The 16,554-nt window shown below is 59.1% G+C and carries 17 protein-coding genes and 1 tRNA gene; 4 read left to right on the top strand and 14 right to left on the bottom strand.

Annotation, left to right across the window (positions count from 1 at the left end; translation table 11 throughout):
• Positions 1-125: 125 nt before the first annotated feature.
• Both J3P90_RS07760 and J3P90_RS07755 read right to left on the bottom strand, forming a co-directional pair.
• Positions 126-1,148 (bottom strand): UV damage endonuclease UvsE, encoded by a 1,023-nt coding sequence (locus tag J3P90_RS07760; RefSeq protein ID WP_434648515.1) that lies wholly within the window; start codon positions 1,146-1,148, stop codon positions 126-128.
• Between the two features lie 237 nt (positions 1,149-1,385).
• Positions 1,386-1,475, bottom strand: a tRNA-Ser gene (locus tag J3P90_RS07755).
• 306 nt (positions 1,476-1,781) lie between these two features.
• Between J3P90_RS07755 and J3P90_RS07750 the strand changes: the two genes are divergently transcribed.
• From J3P90_RS07750 to J3P90_RS07740, 3 genes are all read left to right on the top strand, one after another.
• Entirely contained in the window at positions 1,782-2,471 is a 690-nt protein-coding gene (locus J3P90_RS07750) for a crotonase/enoyl-CoA hydratase family protein (RefSeq protein WP_434607061.1), read from the top strand.
• Between the two features lie 186 nt (positions 2,472-2,657).
• Positions 2,658-3,380, top strand: coding sequence for a 1-acylglycerol-3-phosphate O-acyltransferase (locus J3P90_RS07745; RefSeq protein WP_434676055.1), 723 nt, complete (start codon positions 2,658-2,660; stop codon positions 3,378-3,380).
• 132 nt (positions 3,381-3,512) lie between these two features.
• Complete coding sequence (locus tag J3P90_RS07740) at positions 3,513-4,484, top strand: magnesium and cobalt transport protein CorA (RefSeq protein ID WP_420767224.1); 972 nt, start codon at positions 3,513-3,515, stop codon at positions 4,482-4,484.
• Positions 4,485-4,579: 95 nt separating this feature from the next.
• Here the strand turns inward: J3P90_RS07740 and J3P90_RS07735 are convergent, their stop codons facing one another.
• The 3 genes from J3P90_RS07735 to J3P90_RS07725 form a co-directional block, all read right to left on the bottom strand.
• Complete coding sequence (locus J3P90_RS07735; RefSeq protein ID WP_434676054.1) at positions 4,580-5,314, bottom strand: amidotransferase; 735 nt, start codon at positions 5,312-5,314, stop codon at positions 4,580-4,582.
• A gap of 87 nt (positions 5,315-5,401) precedes the next feature.
• Positions 5,402-7,546: a 3-hydroxyacyl-CoA dehydrogenase NAD-binding domain-containing protein gene (locus tag J3P90_RS07730; RefSeq protein WP_434676053.1), complete on the bottom strand. Its 2,145-nt coding sequence runs from the start codon at positions 7,544-7,546 to the stop codon at positions 5,402-5,404.
• 26 nt (positions 7,547-7,572) lie between these two features.
• Positions 7,573-8,778, bottom strand: coding sequence for an acetyl-CoA C-acetyltransferase (locus tag J3P90_RS07725; protein ID WP_434676052.1), 1,206 nt, complete (start codon positions 8,776-8,778; stop codon positions 7,573-7,575).
• A gap of 610 nt (positions 8,779-9,388) precedes the next feature.
• On the opposite strand from J3P90_RS07725, the gene J3P90_RS07720 reads away from it, so the two are divergent.
• Positions 9,389-10,201, top strand: coding sequence for a c-type cytochrome (locus J3P90_RS07720; RefSeq protein WP_434607069.1), 813 nt, complete (start codon positions 9,389-9,391; stop codon positions 10,199-10,201).
• Between the two features lie 161 nt (positions 10,202-10,362).
• Here J3P90_RS07720 and J3P90_RS07715 read toward each other — a convergent pair whose 3' ends face one another.
• The 9 genes from J3P90_RS07715 to J3P90_RS07675 all read right to left on the bottom strand — a co-directional run bounded on the left by J3P90_RS07715 (position 10,363) and on the right by J3P90_RS07675 (position 16,553).
• Positions 10,363-10,704 carry a ribonuclease E inhibitor RraB gene (locus J3P90_RS07715; RefSeq protein ID WP_420767219.1) on the bottom strand — a complete coding sequence of 114 codons (342 nt, stop codon included), beginning with the start codon at positions 10,702-10,704 and terminating at the stop codon, positions 10,363-10,365.
• A gap of 202 nt (positions 10,705-10,906) precedes the next feature.
• Positions 10,907-11,143: a hypothetical protein gene (locus tag J3P90_RS07710; RefSeq protein ID WP_420767218.1), complete on the bottom strand. Its 237-nt coding sequence runs from the start codon at positions 11,141-11,143 to the stop codon at positions 10,907-10,909.
• Positions 11,144-11,282: 139 nt separating this feature from the next.
• The gene (locus J3P90_RS07705; RefSeq protein ID WP_420767217.1) at positions 11,283-11,891 is read right to left on the bottom strand and encodes an START domain-containing protein; all 609 of its coding nucleotides are present in this window, start codon (positions 11,889-11,891) and stop codon (positions 11,283-11,285) included.
• 54 nt (positions 11,892-11,945) lie between these two features.
• Positions 11,946-12,200, bottom strand: a complete 255-nt coding sequence (locus J3P90_RS07700) for a YkgJ family cysteine cluster protein (protein WP_420767216.1) — start codon at positions 12,198-12,200, stop codon at positions 11,946-11,948.
• Between the two features lie 148 nt (positions 12,201-12,348).
• The gene (locus J3P90_RS07695; protein ID WP_434559976.1) at positions 12,349-12,831 is read right to left on the bottom strand and encodes a translation initiation factor 2; all 483 of its coding nucleotides are present in this window, start codon (positions 12,829-12,831) and stop codon (positions 12,349-12,351) included.
• A gap of 85 nt (positions 12,832-12,916) precedes the next feature.
• On the bottom strand, positions 12,917-14,359 hold the full coding sequence (locus J3P90_RS07690; protein WP_420767214.1) for a PLP-dependent aminotransferase family protein: 1,443 nt from the start codon (positions 14,357-14,359) through the stop codon (positions 12,917-12,919).
• 194 nt (positions 14,360-14,553) lie between these two features.
• Entirely contained in the window at positions 14,554-15,363 is an 810-nt protein-coding gene (locus J3P90_RS07685) for an OmpA family protein (RefSeq protein ID WP_434607074.1), read from the bottom strand.
• Positions 15,360-15,719: a DUF4398 domain-containing protein gene (locus J3P90_RS07680; protein WP_434676051.1), complete on the bottom strand. Its 360-nt coding sequence runs from the start codon at positions 15,717-15,719 to the stop codon at positions 15,360-15,362. The genes J3P90_RS07685 and J3P90_RS07680 overlap by 4 nt, the downstream gene beginning before the upstream one ends.
• Positions 15,720-15,728: 9 nt before the next feature.
• A complete protein-coding gene (locus J3P90_RS07675; RefSeq protein WP_420767211.1) occupies positions 15,729-16,553 on the bottom strand; it encodes a substrate-binding periplasmic protein in 825 nt (274 codons plus the stop codon).
• Position 16,554 lies beyond the last annotated feature (1 nt).

Below are 16,554 nucleotides of genomic sequence, written 5' to 3'. Positions count from 1 at the left end.
ATGTTCTCCCACAGCCATTAAATTTCAATAGAACCTTAACGGCATACGGGGAGAGGTCTTTGCTCGATACTGCAGTGGGGTTGCCTGATGCTGTTTGGCGCTGAGCTATCACGTGGATACCGCCATCAACGCCGTACAACGTCCTCGTAGAAACCCTGCGCTGCCAGATTCTTGTCCTTCGCCTCCAACATAATGTCGAACCGGTCCAGAAACCTGAGGGCGTACTGGTTCGTCCAGCGATTCCACATCTGCGCGCTGTGGCCGTACAGGTCACGCTTGGACACGACCCTCAACAAGGCATCCATCTCAAGCTTACCGTCGGCATCGAAACCCAACGCCTGAAGCCGCTCCGGGGGTTGGGAGTAATGCATGGTGGGCCGCACGCCGCGCCAACTGTCGATGACGCGATCGACTCGTGGGGAATCCGGCGCGATGTAATCGTTCTCGTTGATCCAACAGTGATGGATATCCAGCACGATGGGTGCGAGGTCGGCAAGTTCCAGACAATCATCCAGGCCGTAGGTCTTTTCCTCGTTTTCGAAGGTAATGCAATTGCGCGCCGCCTCCGACAACCGTGGCCAGACCGAACGTATCCCCTCGCCCCCCAGCCGCCCGGCAATGTGCACGTTGCATTTGAAATCCTGGAAATGCCGACCAAAGCCCATCATCCGGATCATGTCGGCGTGGTACTCGAACTCGGCGAGGCTGTTCTCCACCACCGGTGGTTTATCCGAACCGAGCACGCAGTATTGCCCAGGGTGAAAGGACAGGCGGATATCCGCTGAACGCGCCAGGTCCCCGATCGCGCCAAAGCGCTCTTCCAGTTGGGCTTGGATGGCAGGGTCCTGATAGAACGCGCTCACCTTCGGATGACTGTAGAACGGCAATAGATCGCTACTCAGCCGAAGCATGCGCAGGGTCGGGGGAAGCTCGGCGACGTAGGCGATAAGGCGTAACTGCGCGTCGAGATTATGCGTGATGATTTCCAACAGCTTGTCGCGGGCGACCTGTGGGGAGACGCTGTCCATCCAGCGCAACGTTGTGGTGCGCGGATTGAAGGGGGCTTCGATTGTCTTTAGCGCGGCCGCCGAGAGGCCGCGATCAGGGTGCCGGTATTGGCAGGCGAAGCCAATGCGGGGGTGGGTCATGGGGAGTCCTGGCCGTTGAGTCTGTGTTGGCGGTAGACATCCTGGCGGCCGAGTCGTCGTTTTTGATTGGTCGTTGAAACAGCTCTCCTCGGAAAGTATTCGAGATCAGGCAGTGCCGGCCAGAACAGAAGCGTGGGCTGGTCCCACATTGTTCCCATACCGCCCCTTTTCCAGACGCCAAAAACCACAAACCCCCGACTTTCTCTAGGAAAATCAGGGGTTTGTGTTTGTAGAATGTGGCGGTGAAGGAGAGATTCGAACTCTCGATACAGTTTCCTGTATACACACTTTCCAGGCGTGCTCCTTAAGCCACTCGGACACTTCACCGTGTCTCGGCAAACTGTTCAGTCTGTCGAGGCGCGCTAATGTAGTCGAAAGCCTTGGCGATGGCAAAGGTTTTTTTCAGAATTTTCATGTGCTTAAGGCAGGCCAGCATTTCAAACGGGTCGGGGCATGGCAAACCGGCCAAACTTCGGCTTTGTCCGCAGCCCCGCTTATAGAAGCAAGCGCGGCCCATCGGGCGGGCGAGGCCGTTTGAAAGGGGCGGGGCTGACCGGTGAGTCAGTCACGGCGCTTTACCTGGCCTGCGACGGTGGGTAACGTCTGCTGACTTCTCTTACAAGGAATAGCGTCATGAGCGACCTGATTGCCTACCATCTCGAAGACGGTATCGCGACCCTGACCTTGAACAACGGAAAGGTCAATGCCATTTCGCCTGATGTGATTGCCGCGTTCAACGCTGCGTTGGACCAGGCAGTGGCCGATCGCGCGGTGGTGATCATTACCGGGCAGCCGGGGATTCTGTCGGGCGGGTACGATTTGAAAGTGATGACCGCAGGTCCCAAGGAAGCGGTGAGCCTGGTGGCGTCCGGTTCGACCCTGGCTCGCCGCCTGTTGTCGCACCCCTTCCCTGTCATTGTCGCTTGCCCGGGGCATGCGGTCGCCAAGGGAGCGTTCCTGTTGTTGTCGGCGGATTACCGCATTGGTGTCGAAGGGCCGTTCACGATCGGCCTGAACGAGGTGCAGATCGGCATGACCATGCACCATGCCGGTATCGAGCTGGCCCGGGATCGGTTGCGCAAGTCGGCATTCCACCGCTCGGTCATCAATGGCGAGATGTTCAATCCCCAGAGCGCCGTGGATGCGGGCTTCCTCGATAAGGTGGTGTCGGCGGACGAATTGCAAGCTACGGCGTTGGAAGCGGCGCGTCAGTTGAAAAAGATCAATATGACCGCCCACAAAAACACCAAGCTTAAGGTTCGCAAGTCGCTGCTGGATGCGTTGGACAGCGCGATATTGCTGGACCAGGAATACATGGGCTGAACCCTGGCTGAAGTGAGGTTTCGACACGTGCGGCTTAAAACCCGGCGACCGCTCTAAGCCGCTTCTTACGCGCCATTTCGAAACATCAGCTTAAACATCGCCCATCTCCTACCTCTATAGGGGCAATTGCTGAAAACAGTGCACATCCGTACACTGCGCCACCTTTTGTCCCTGTGGGGCCTGTTGATGTTGTTTGCACTGCGTATGTCTTTGATGGGCCTGCACTTTATCCTGGCGGGTGTGTTGGGGGTGATTCTGGGTGTGTGTCGCCCGTTCAACCCTGACAACAGCCGTCTGTGCGCCAGGCTGTATGCGGTACCCGCGATGTGGATCCTGCGCCTGCGGGTCAAGGCCGAAGTCGACACACTGGCGAATAAAGCCCAGAGCAGCGTGATCATCGCCAATCATCAATCCAACTATGATCTGTTTGTCTTCGGCAATGTGGTACCGCGTCGTACCGTGTGCATCGGCAAGAAGAGCCTGAAATGGGTACCGCTGTTCGGTCAATTGTTCTGGCTGGCGGGCAACGTGTTGATTGATCGGGGCAATGCAATCAAGGCCCGCAAGTCGATGCTGACCACCACCCACACCCTCCAGCATGAAGACACCTCGATCTGGGTGTTTCCGGAAGGCACACGCAACTTGGGCGCTGAATTGCTGCCGTTCAAGAAAGGCGCGTTCCAGATGGCGATTGCTGCCGGAGTGCCGATCATCCCAGTCTGTGTGAGCACTTATATCAAGCATATGCAGCTCAATCGCTGGCGCAGTGGTGACATTCTCATGCGCTCCCTGCCGGCAATTCCCACGGCGGGCCTGAGCATGGACGACATGCCTCGCCTTATCGCTCAATGTCGTGAGCAGATGCGCGAGTGCATCGAGACGATGGACCGGCAGTTGCAGCCCATGTGAACAAGAAACCCGCCCCTACGGCGGGTTTTCTTTTACGCGAACTTCGCGAATTTCGCTGACTCTCAATCAGCGTGGCGCGCTAAGCTGGACGCTGCCCCCACTGCCAATTTCCAAGAAGAAGCGAACCACATCATGGGTAGAGTTGTTGCTGCTGCGGTTTACAGCGCCGGTAAGAAAGTCACCAATATCACCCTCGATGAAGGCAGCGCCTGGGCGGCGAAGCCCGGACACTTCGTGTGGATCGGCCTCGAAGAGCCCAGCACCCAGGAACTGACCAACCTGCAGCGCCAGTTCAACCTGCATGAGCTGGCGATTGAAGACGCGATGGAGAAGCACAGCCGGCCCAAGCTGGAAACGTTCGGCGATGCGCTGTTCATCGTCACGTATTCGCCGGTGCGCAAGGACGGCAAGCTGCAGTTCATCGAAACCCATATCTTCGCCGGCAAGGGCTACATCATTACCGCCCGCAACGGTCACTCGGCGTCTTACGCCCATGTCCGACAACGCTGTGAGGCACGTCCTATCCTGCTGGAGCACGGGGAGGATTTCGTCCTTTATGCAATCCTCGATTTCGTCATTGAAAATTACCTGCCGGTGGGCGAAGCCATTCATGCCGAGATCGATGAACTGGAGCGCAACGTGCTATGCAGCGCCCTGAATGAGCGGGACATCCAGAACCTGCACAGTTTGCGCCGCGACGTGCTGCGCCTGCGTCGCTATGCGGCGCCGATGGTGGAAATCAGCGAAGAACTGCAGCGCCTGGATTTCCCCTTCATCGACAAGAACATGAGCCCCTATTTCCGCGACGTGCAGATCCACGTCACACGGCAGATGGAAGACTTGGCGACCCTGGCGGACATTGCCAGCCAGACGATTGAAATCGGCGTGCTGCTCGAAGCCTCGCGCCAGAGCGTGGTGCAACGCAAGTTCGCCGCCTGGGCGGCAATCCTGGCGTTTCCGACGGCGGTGGCCGGCATCTACGGGATGAACTTCGAAAACATGCCGGAGCTGACCTGGCACTATGGATATTTCCTGGTGCTCGGGTTCATCGGGGTTGGATGTACCGCGTTGTGGGCAAGTTTCAAGCGGTCGGGGTGGTTGTAGGATTTTTCGACGGGATTTGCGTAGCCTTCTTCGCGAGCAGCTTCCCACCGTTGATCAGCAGTGAACCGCTGATCAACGGTGGCATGCCCGAGTAGTCAGCCCTGGGCGGCATCGGCTTGGGGTTTATGGGCGACGAAACGCATCATCCACTCCGCTACCGTCGTACCGTGATGTTCCTGTTCCAGGCTCGCCACGCCCTGGCTGTAGATCTTCTCACCGAGGTGTTGCTGGCGAATCTCCAACAAGGCCCGGGAATAATCGTGGATGAATTCCGGATGGCCCTGGAAGCACAGGACTTGATCATTGATGTGATAAGCCGCGTACGGGCAGAAATCGCTCGAGGCGATGACGGTGGCATTTTCCGGGAGCTCGGTGACTTGATCCTGATGGCTGATCAACAAGGTCAGCTCCTCCATCACCGGGCTCATCCAGGGGGCCTTGGCCGCGAGTTTGTAGCGATGGGTGCCCACCCCCCAACCCTGGCTGGCGCGCTCGGTCTTGCCGCCCAACAGCAGTGCCAGCAATTGATGGCCGAAGCAGACGCCTAGCAGCTTGTCGCCACGCTGGTAGCGGTCCAGGAGATAAGTCTTGAGCGTCTGTATCCACGGATCGGTCCCGAAGGAATCCGCCTTGCTACCGGTCACCAGATAAGCGTCGAATTGTTCATCGTCGCCTGGATACTGCCCTTCCACCACGTTGTACACGAGAAATTCGGCCGCAATGGGCTGCTGCGAAAACAGGCGCTGGAACATCTGCCCGTAACCCTGATACTGGTCGACCAGTTCTGGACGCAGGATATCGGTTTCCAGAATGCAGATGCGTAGCGACATAAAAAATACCTGACACGATGATGGGAATATTGCACACCCCAGAGCCTGCCCTGAAACACCGTCCCAAGGCAAGCCCCCCGCGCATAGTCAGAACAGTGCTTGAGCGGCGGCCTTTTCCAGCAACAGTGCCGGGGGAGAAAAACGTTCGCCGTATTGCTCGGCCAAGTACTGGCTGCGGGCGATAAACGCCTGCAAACCGTACTGGTTGATAAACTGCAACGCCCCGCCCGTCCAGACCGCGAATCCGATGCCGAAGACCGAGCCAATATTGGCGTCCGCCGTCGAGGTGACAACGCCTTCCTCGACGCAACGAACGGTTTCCAGGGCCTGGATGAACAGCAGGCGATCACGGATATCCTGGGCTGGAATCTGCCCCGCGGGTTTCTCGAAACGCGCCTTGAGCCCCGGCCAAAGATATTTCTGCCCTTGGGTTGGGTACTCATAAAAACCGGCGCCGGCCGCTTTACCTGGCCGTTTGTATTCTTCGAGCAGCAGATCGATCACAGCGAATGCGGGGTGTTCGGTCGGAGTTTTCCCCTCCGCTCGCAAGTCTTTGGCAGTCTGCGTGCGGATATGCCTCATCAGGCTGAGTGAAACTTCGTCGGAGACAGCCAGCGGCCCGACTGGCATCCCGGCCTTGCGTGCCTCGGTTTCGATCATCGGCGCGCTCACGCCTTCGCCGAGCATCGCGATGCCTTCGTGGGTAAAGGTGCCGAACACCCGCGAAGTGAAAAACCCACGACTGTCGTTGACGACAATCGGCGTCTTGTCGATTTGCCGGACGAAATCGAAGCCACGGGCAAGCGTTTCGTCAGAGGTGCGGGCACCCTTGATGATCTCGACCAAGGGCATTTTTTCCACTGGACTGAAGAAATGCAGCCCGATGAATTTGCCCTCGTCCGGCACCGCCATCGCGAGGCCGGTGATGGGCAAGGTCGAAGTATTGGACGCAATCACCGCGTCCGGCCCGGCCACCGCTTGGGCTGCGGCCGTCACGCTGGCTTTAAGGACGCGGTCTTCGAATACGGCCTCGATGACCAGGTCGCAGCCGGCCAGGTCCGCATCGCTGTCGGTCGGCTGGATCCTCGCCAGGATGGCGTCGCGCTGTTGCGCGGTGAGTAGGCCACGGACGACTTTCTTGTCCAGCAGCAACGCCGCGCGGGACTTACCCTTTTGCGCTGCGTCCAGGTCAATGTCCTTGAGTACCACGTCGATGCCGGCCGCAGCACTGACATAGGCGATACCCGCGCCCATCATCCCGGCGCCGAGCACAGCGACTTTTTTCGTCAGAAAAGGCACAAAACCCTGCGGGCGAGAACCTCCAGCCTTGATCTCGTTGAGTTGGAACCAGAACGTACCGATCAGGTTTTTCGCCACCTGGCCGGTCGTCAGCTCGGTGAAGTATCGGGTTTCGATCAACTGCGCCGCATCGAAGCCTACCTGCGCGCCTTCCACCGCCGCACAGAGGATTTTTTCCGGTGCGGGCAGGCAGCCCTGGGTCTTGCTGCGCAGAATCGAAGGCGCGATCGCCAGCATCTGGGCGACCGCCGGGGCGGACGGCGTGCCCCCAGGGATCCGATAGCCCTTCATGTCCCACGGCTGGGCCACGCTCGGGTTAGCGAGAATCCAGGCCCGGGCCTTGTCCAGCAGCTCGTCGCGATTCGTCGCCAGCTCATCGATCAAACCAGCCTGCAGCGCTTGTTGCGGACGAACCCTGGTGCCTTCGAGCAAATACGGCAATGCCTTCTCCAAGCCCAGCAAGCGCACCATCCGCACCACACCGCCGCCGCCCGGCAACAGGCCAAGGGTGACTTCCGGCAGGCCGATCAACACCGAGGGATGGTCCAGCGCCACCCGATGATGGCAGGCCAGGCAGATTTCCCAGCCGCCGCCCAGGGCCGCACCGTTGATAGCGGCGACCACCGGTTTGCCGAGGGTCTCCAATGCGCGCAGCTGCGCCTTGATCTCGGACACCGTTTCGTAAAAGGCCTGGGCCTGGGATTTGTCGACTTGGACCAACTCGTTCAGGTCGCCGCCTGCAAAAAACGTCTTTTTGGCCGAAGTGATGATCACGCCGGCGATCGAGTCTTTTTCGGCGGTCAGGCGAGCAACGCAGGCGCCCATGGCCTCGCGGTATATCGCGTTCATGGTGTTGGCCGCCTGCCCCGGCATGTCCAGGGTCAGCACGACGATCCGGTCCGGGCCGGTTTCGAAACGAATGGCATGGGTCATGAAAAGTGTTCCTTCAAAATCGGGGCTCAGAGGCGTTCGATAAGGGTGGCGATGCCCATGCCGCCGCCGACACACAGTGTCGCGAGGCCATAGCGCAGGTGACGCGCCTCCAACTCATCGAGCAGCGTGCCAAGGGTTGCGCAACCGGTGGCGCCCAACGGATGGCCCATGGCGATCGAGCCGCCGTTGACGTTGACCTTGGCGGGATCGATGGCCATGTCCTTGATGAACTTGAGCACTACCGAGGCAAAGGCTTCGTTGACTTCGAACAGGTCGATGTCCTCGACCCGCAGGCCAGCCTTGGCCAATACCTTGCGAGTGGCAGGGGCCGGACCGGTGAGCATGATGGTCGGCTCGCTGCTGGTGACGGCAGTGGCAACAATCCGCGCCCGGGGTTGCAAGCCCAGCTCGCGACCTTTGGCCGGGGAGCCAATGAGCATCAGCGCGGCGCCATCGACGATGCCCGAGCTATTGCCCGGCGTGTGCACATGATTGATCCGCTCCACATGGCTATAGACGCGCAATGCCGTGGCGTCGAAGCCCATCTGGCCCATCGCTTCGAAGCTTGGCCGCAGTTTGCCCAGGCCTTCGAGCGTCGAGTCAGCGCGGATGAATTCGTCATGGTCGAGCAGCACGATGCCATTCTGGTCCCGTACTGCCACCAGGGATTTATCGAACGAGCCGTTCTCCCGTGCTCGCGCGGCTTTTTGCTGGGATTGCAACGCAAAGGCATCGATGTCCTCGCGACTGAAACCTTCGAGGGTGGCAATCAAGTCGGCGCCGATGCCCTGGGGAACGAAATGGCCGTGCAGATTGGATTGCGGGTCCAGCGCCCATGCGCCGCCATCGCTGCCCATAGGCACACGGGACATGGACTCGACGCCCCCCGCCACTACGAGGTCTTCGAAACCGGAACGAACCTTCATCGCGGCCAGGTTCACCGCTTCCAAACCCGAAGCGCAAAAGCGGTTGAGCTGAACGCCGGGCACGCTGACATCCCAGTCAGCCACCAGGGCGGCGGTCTTCGCGATGTCGGCACCTTGATCGCCGATCGGCGTCACGCAGCCGAGCACAATGTCGTCCACCTGGCTGGTGTCCAGGCTCATGCGGTGGCGCAACGCCGTCAACAGGCCACCGACCAGGTTCACCGGCTTGACGGTGTGCAGGGCGCCGTCAGCTTTTCCCTTACCGCGAGGCGTGCGTAATGCGTCAAAAATCATAGCTTCGGTCATGACATCCTCAAACCGCGATCGGCTTTTACAAACACCTCTAACCTTAAGCCCAGCGGCGGCGGATTCAATGACCTCAGTGCTCAACGACATTGACAGGCACGCTCAGACGAACGGTAGCGAGCTATCGGATTAACCGTTTCAGGTAAGCAAGCTGTCTAGCAAAAGGGCCCGCAAGCAGCTGGCAATAGGCCTCATGCTGTTTTGATAACCTGGACCCATAAACTGATACTAATTGGGTCTAAGCGAAGCCAGCTGCGGCCCCTAATGTAAACCTTGTACAAGTAAGTCGTCGGGTTTTGCCGAGGCGCTTGTCAGACAGGAAGTGCAACGCCAGCCGTCACGGAGTAATGCAGGCTGGCCTCAGGAAATAACAAAAAGGCGGGTCAGCCATGTTCAAACATACGAAAGTTCGTCAAGCCGGACTCATTCTCTTCGCCACGACGCTGCTGTTGATCTTGCCGAACATCACTAAAGTGATCGGCTGACCCAGACGCGCGATGTCCGCTTTATTACAGTCGTTTCGCTAAATAAATGTGAGAGGGTTGATTGTTCCGGCAACGGTGGCTGTGCCAACCTTTGCGCCTCCCTCTCGACATGGACGGCGATTCACTTGAAAGCACTTATTGTCCTCGGGGCACTGCTGATCAGCGGCCCTCTGTACGCGGCGCAGCTCACGCTGGAGCTGGGCGCGGGTACCCGCACCTGGCAGACTGAAGAGCTACTCAAGCATCCCGACGTTCAAACGGTTCAGATCAACGAAGACGTTTCCTACAAGAAACCCATGAGCTATCGCGCCGTGCCGTTGACCTCGCTATTGACCGGGGTGCAACCGAACGATCATCTGCAAGCCGTAGCCCTGGACGGTTTCGCAGCTGAACTGCCAGCGGCGCCATTACTCAATGCACACGGCGCCCGCGCGTGGCTGGCGATCGAGGACCCGACCAAACCCTGGCCGGCGTTGGGGGAAGGCAAGCAAAGCGCCGGTCCTTTCTATCTGATCTGGACCGATCCTCAAGCGGGCCATATCAGCCCCGAGCAATGGCCGTATGCGCTGGCAAGCATCAAGCGCCTGTCACCAGTGGCCGACCGCTTCCCCGCCCTGCTGCCCTCGCCCAGCCTGGCCAAAAACGATCCGGTCAACAAAGGCTTCGAGTTGTTTCAGAAAAACTGTTTGGCTTGCCATCGACTCAACGGCGCGGGTGATGCACAGTTCGGACCGGACCTGAACATTCCCTTCAACCCTACGGAATACTTTTCGAAAGATTTCCTCAAACGTTACATCCGTGACCCTCAAAGCTTGCGCCACTGGCCACAGGGTAAAATGCCGGGATTCTCCGCAGCGGTGTTGCCGGATTCTGAGCTTGACCTGTTGGTGGGGTATTTGAAGCACATGGCAGGACGCAAGCAGCCGTTGAAGCCGTAGGCGCGTTCCTTCGCCGCAAAGCCCGTTACCACTGGGCGTTGTGGCGGATCGCAGACCGATTGTGGGAGCAAGCTTGCTCGCGATGACGACAGAAAATCGATCAGCACCCAACATGAAAACGGCCGACACAAAGGTCAGCCGTTGCTGGATGCATAAAACATTCAGGCCTGCAGGCGACGGATCTCCTGCTTGACGCCCCACCCTTCGATAACGCCACCCAAGGGCTCGACCACGGCCTCGAAGTTCAACTCGAAATCGCCGATGTCATCATAAGTGGCGTACATCACCCGGCTCAGTTCGAGCGACCAGGCTCCATCGTCCCGCGCGCTGATCTGCGCATTCAGCGATTCCCCCCTGAATTGGCCTGCCGCCCTGCGCGCCCGTTCCTCGTCGGGGAAAATGGCATAGAACTCGATGGGATGAAATTGGGAGAAATCGAAACCGCCTTCTTTCATGCGGCGCAGCACACTGGTGCTGATGTCTTCTTGATAGGCTGTGCTCATGAAACGTCCTCCTCAGACCGATGGATAGACTTTCCGTCTTCCCGTGCGTGCAACCGCTGGTTACAAGCAGTACGGCATCAACTGGCCGTCGGGACACAAGCATGTAGCTGACAAGACCGGACCTTGGCGATCCTTTCGCTGATCTCGGTTGCAGAGTAGCTTCAAGTCATCGCCACTGCCAAGCGGGACCGAACAATGAATTTCATGAAATCGGTTTAATACTGATGATTTCAATGCTGTTTTGGGTCTTGAGGCTTTTGAGCGTAGGGTCTTGCGTGCGACCTTCCAGATCGTTGAGATCAAGCTTGGCGGGTACGGGGAGCAGTCTCTGGCGGATCAATTGGGCGGCCTGTTCCATTGTGGGCTCCTGGTCGTAATCGAACTGCTCGGCGACGGCTTCGCCGTGATCATCAACGAAAGTGATTTCCCACTTCTGCATCGGTGTCTCCTCGATCAATACATGGCCGGGCTTACGTCTATCTCGACATTGATGGCGAAACAATCGTTCCGCTGAGTTCGCTGACGGCACCAATGAAAAAACCGCCTCGTGGGGCGGTTTCTTCATCGCGGCCTACCGATTATTTTTCGGCACGCTCTTTCAGCGCTTTCAGCGTATTGAACGGCGCGTCCACCACGAACTTGTTAGCCAGCCAGGACGGTACATCACCCCCCGGCTCGGTGTGGACTTGGTAAGTCACTTCGATCTGGTTCGCCGCCTTGGGGGTGAACTTCCAGAAGCCTTCGACCTGCGTCACGCGCACAAAGCCTTTCTCTTCCGGCAGATAGGTAGGCACGCCCTTGAGTTTGCGAGTGAGGCTGCCATCAGCTCCTTCAACGGTAGTGACTTCCAGCACGGAGTCGCGGGCCGTGACCGGCCACGGCGTATTGAATTGGGTGTACGTCCAGCTCTTGTCGCCCTCGTGCTTGAGCAACTTCTGGCTTTTGCATTCATGGATCCATCCACACGCATCCGCAACGTCTTCCTGCAGGGCCCGCAGTTTGGCCATGGTGGTTTTCATGACGGTCACGCCGCGATAGGCCTTGTACTTCGAGCCAGCGACCTCACTCAGCGACACCTGGATACCTTCCTTTTCTTTGGCGACTTGCCAGTCTTCTGCCTGGGCGGTAGCTGTTGCCAACAGGACGGTCAATCCACACAACACAGCCATACGATGCAGCGAACCCATAATTGTTTTCCTTATCGTCCAAGTTCGTTCATGTCGTTTCCGATCGTTGCCCCACTACGCTGCCGTGACCTGCTCCCACCAGCCAATCAATCGAATGGCTTCTTCGCTGCTATTGCCGCAGACCTCAAGGTCCGCCTCAAACGCCGAACACACCGCCGGGCGTTCAGGCTGGCCGAAGATCAGGCAGAGATTACCGGCCGACAACTGCACGCAACGTTCTCCCGCCGGCTTGCCTTGGGGCATGCCAGGGATGGGAGAGCTGATGGAAGGGGCGATGCAACAGGCGCCACAGCCTTCACGGCACTTCATGACGACAGGATCCTCACGACAGGTAATGATTGGTATCAGGACACAGGGTAACGGCTAAAACAGCCGTTTGAAATCGCCGTCCGGGGGTTTTTTTCGTAGTGGGTGGAGTGACCCGGCAGTCAGCGACGAACAGCAGCATTGCATGGCCTTATTGCTTGAATTCGAATTCCAGTGCCGCGCCTTCCACTTCGTTGCGCTCCTGATTGCGCAAGGGCAGCTGCATCTCGTTGCTCAACAGACGGCCGTTGAGCTGGAACGGGCCCGGCTTTTCCCCAAACATGGACGGCAAAAGTGGCTCACGCTTGGGCAGGGGCACCTTGCCGGGTGGCTGCAACTGATCGACCATATCGTGTGGCAGGCTCAGGTCCAGCCTGGCCGGTGGTAAAGGGGTTTTGGCGACTTCGCGGGCCGATTTGCTCTTGGAGGCAATGGGGGCGCGCTTTTTCTTTGCGGCGGCCGTTTTGGCGGGCGTCTTTTTGACAGTCTTTTTTATCTCGGCGGTTTTCTTCGCGGTGGGCTTGGCGGCGCTGGCGGCCGGTTTCTCTTGGGCCGAAGCTGCCATGGCACTCCCCATGTCGAGGACACTCAACAGGCCGATCAAAACCCACGCAGCAGGAACAATGGCTTTCATAGACACGACGACACCTACGGCAGAGATGTCCATGCTCGCCCGATATTGAGGCGCTGACAAGCACATCGGGCCAAGCCGCTGATTTCTATAAAAACCCGCTGGCGGTCTCCTGGCACAACTGGGTCGCCAGCAACCCCAGGGTCATCAACGCACGCTCTGCCTCGCGATTCCAGGGTATGCCGCAATTCAGGCGGATGCAGTGGTTGAATTGCTCGGTATTACTGAAAATCAGCCCGGGGGCGATGCTGATGCCCTGTTGCAGCGCGCGGACGTGCAGTTCCTGGGTGTTGACCCGCCCCGGCAGGCTGACCCAAAGAATGAACCCACCGGTGGGACGACTCATCTGCGTGCCTTCCGGAAAGTGCTGTTGCACCGCCAATTGAAAAGCGCTGAGGTTCTTGCGGTACTCCTGGCGAATATAGCGCAAGTGCCGGTCATAGCCGCCATTCTCCAGGTAAGCCGCGATCCCCATCTGAGTGACGCTGCACGCCGAATGGGTGCTGAACGTCTGGAGTCGCTGGATCTCCTGCTGGAACTTGCCGGCGATCATCCAGCCAATCCGAACGCCGGGCGAAAGGGTCTTGGAGAAACTCGAACAGTAGATCACCCGATCCAAGCGATCGTAGGCCTTCAATGCCTTGGTCCGGCCCTGTTCGAACATCAGTTCGCCATAGATATCGTCCTCGACGATCTGGATATCGAAATCCGATGCCAGGCGCAGCAGTTGTTTTTGCCGCTCTTCGGGCATCGTGCCACCCAGGGGATTGCTCAGGCGCGTGGTCAGGACCAGCGCCTTGATCGACCATTGGTTGGCCGCCAATTGCAAGGCTTCAAGGCTCATGCCAGTGACCGGGTCGCTGGGGATCTCGATGACCTTCAGGCCCAGCAGATCCGCCAGTTGCAGCAGCCCGTAGTAAGTGGGCGACTCGGCGGCGATCAAATCCCCGGGACGCGTCAGCACGCGCAAGGACATCTGCAGGGCGTCGACGCAGCCATGGGTGATGACGACCTCGGAAGGATCCACCACCACGCCGGCGTCACGCATGCGGATCGCGACTTGGCGGCGCAACGGCTCGAAGCCGGGACTGAACATGTAGCTGAACGCCCGCGGGCTGTGGAAACGCGTGACCTTGGCTAACTGCTGATGCAACGCCCGCACGGGCAGATAATCAACGCTCGGCACCGCCGCGCCCAGCGGAAACACCCCTTCGCGGCGCGACTCGACCAACACCTGTTGGATAATGCTGCTGCGCGTCACCAATCCGGGGCGCTCGACCCGGGCAATGTCCGGCGTCGGCGCGGTCAACGCCGGCGTCTGGTGCACGTAATAGCCCGATTGCGGCCGCGCGCGAATCAGCCCCTGGTCTTCAAGGTTCGCATAGGCCTGGAGGACGGTGGCATGGCTGACGTTGAGCTGCGAACTCATCTTGCGCACCGAAGGCACGCGTTCACCCGGCTGATACACCCCACGCCGGATGTCTTCCGCCAACTGTTGCGCAATACGTTGATAGAGCAGGAGGTTGGTCATGACGCAGTACTCGATTTCGCAGGCGTTTTATTCTTGTCGGAAATTCTACCGGCACAGTTTAGAAGTGTACTGGGACAGTTGCCAGATTACTCGACAGTACAGTGGGTTGACAGCCCCAACTGTACTCATCCCAAACATCAGGCGAAAAAAAACCCGGCGCCTCGAAGGGGCCGGGTTTTCCAGTGACGCCGTCCTCAACGGGCGGCGCCGAGCTGGCCCTTGTCATCGGAGAATACGATTTCAACGCGACGGTTCTGCGCCCGGCCACGCTCGGTTGCGTTGACGTCCACCGGGTATTGATCGCCGTAGCCTTCGACCTGGATGCGCTTTTCGTCAATGCCAAGGTCCACCAGCACGTCCGCCACGGCCTGAGCGCGGTCGCGGGACAGCTTGAGGTTTTCCTGCTTGCCGCCGGTGCTGTCCGTGTAGCCCTCGATGCGCACCACGCGCTTGGGATTGAGTTGCAGGAACTGCACGATCTTGAGCACCACGCGATTGGCCGAGTTTTTCAACTCGGCTTCGCCGGTATCGAACAGCACATCCCCGAGGGTCATCACCAGGCCGCGATCGGTCTGGGTGGTCGCCATCGCCATGATCTGCTCTTCAAGCCACTTGCCCTGCTGCTGGACACTCAGCAGCTTGGATTCGCGCAGGGCCAGCTGCAGGCGCTGGCGCTCCAGCTCGAGCTTCGTCGCGCGCTCTTCGTTGAGCACCTGGTTGCTGTGCTCACGGGCAATCTGACTGTAGCGCTGACTCAAGTAGGCGTAATGCTGCACGTCCTCACCGCTACCCCAGTAGCTGGACAAGCGATCGGCGCGGGCCAGGGATTCGCCGGCCCGGATCACGTCCCGGGGCGCCGCACGCAGCACGTTGGCATCTTCCTTGACCTTCTGAAAGTCATCGCTGGCCTTTTCCAGCGCCACCTCGCTGCGCTGTCCGGCGCAACCGTACAGACTGGCCAGCCCCGCGAGGACCAGGCCGCCCAATACTTGGGAGTGCTTCATTGGGCATCCTCCCTCAGCTGTTTGCGCAAGCGCTTGATGCGAGTGTCGAGCACGTTCAATTGCTCCTGGCTCTTGAGCGTCAGCACCTTCGCTTCGGCCAGGCGTGCATCCAACTCGGCCTGTTCAGCGCGCATGCGCGCCTTTTTATAGGATTCATCGGCCATGTTGGATTTGGCCCGCGTGAATTTTTCTTCAGCCAGTTTCAATTCGGGTATTTCGTCGGTGGTGGCACCCACCGCACGCGCTTGCTCAATGGCCTGTTCAGTCAGGCGGATCTGTTCATTCGGCGCTGGATCGGCTGCGCAACCCGCCAGAGCCAGAACGGCCAGGGCAGCGAAAAGAGGTCGAATAGTCACTAATATTCCCTACTGTTTGGGGGCGCTGACGGGGGACTTCAACTGTGCTCTCCAACGCTCCAGATTGCGCTGCAACACAGCCTCCGCCAGGCCAGACGCGGCCAATTCTGTCATCTTTTGCGCCAGCTGTCCGCGTAACCATGGGTCATTGCAGGCGGAGTTATGGGAAAGCGCGAGGAACAAGCCCGGCTTGTCCACCGCTTGCGGCGCGGCTTGCAAGTCATTCGCCATCCCTAGCGTCTGCGCCATCGCCAGGCCCGAGTAGCGCCCCGCCAGTACATATTCCACTTCACCCAGGAGCAGTTTCTGAAAGGCCTGGGTCAGGTTGGGCGTACGGGTCACGGTTAGATTCTGCTCAGCGAAAAGGCCAAATCCCTGTGTCATGCGAGCCTTTTCCGACAAGGCGCCGTTATGCCCGTGAAGATCCTCCGGTCGCTCGACCACCAGCGTCGAATCCTTGCGTGTCCAGACCAGGTAATCGTTCTCCAGCAGTGGCGGGTGCACGTAATCCAAGGCTTGCAACCCAGTCGTGGTCAGCGGGGCATCGGTGAGCAGGTCCATGCGTCCGCTGCGCACTTCGTCCAACGCCTGGGCGCGTTTGCCGGCGTAGAGCAATTCGATCTTGATCCCCAGCGCCTGCGCCACCTGCGCCAGCAGGTCGGCCCCGGCACCGATCAAATGCTTGGGATCCTGGGGATCTTGCCAAAGATAAGGCGGCGCATCGGGGCTGCCAGTAGCGATCAGGCGCTCGCATTTGCCAGCGGCGGCAGACAGCCCTGGCGCGCACGCCAACGCCCAGAACAACGACGAGCAAGCCAAACGGCGAAGATCCATG

The organism is Pseudomonas sp. D3-10, from assembly GCF_051132175.1.
Classification (GTDB): domain Bacteria; phylum Pseudomonadota; class Gammaproteobacteria; order Pseudomonadales; family Pseudomonadaceae; genus Aquipseudomonas.
Note: the sequence above shows the minus strand (reverse complement) of the source record. Positions and strands in the feature narration are given on the sequence as shown.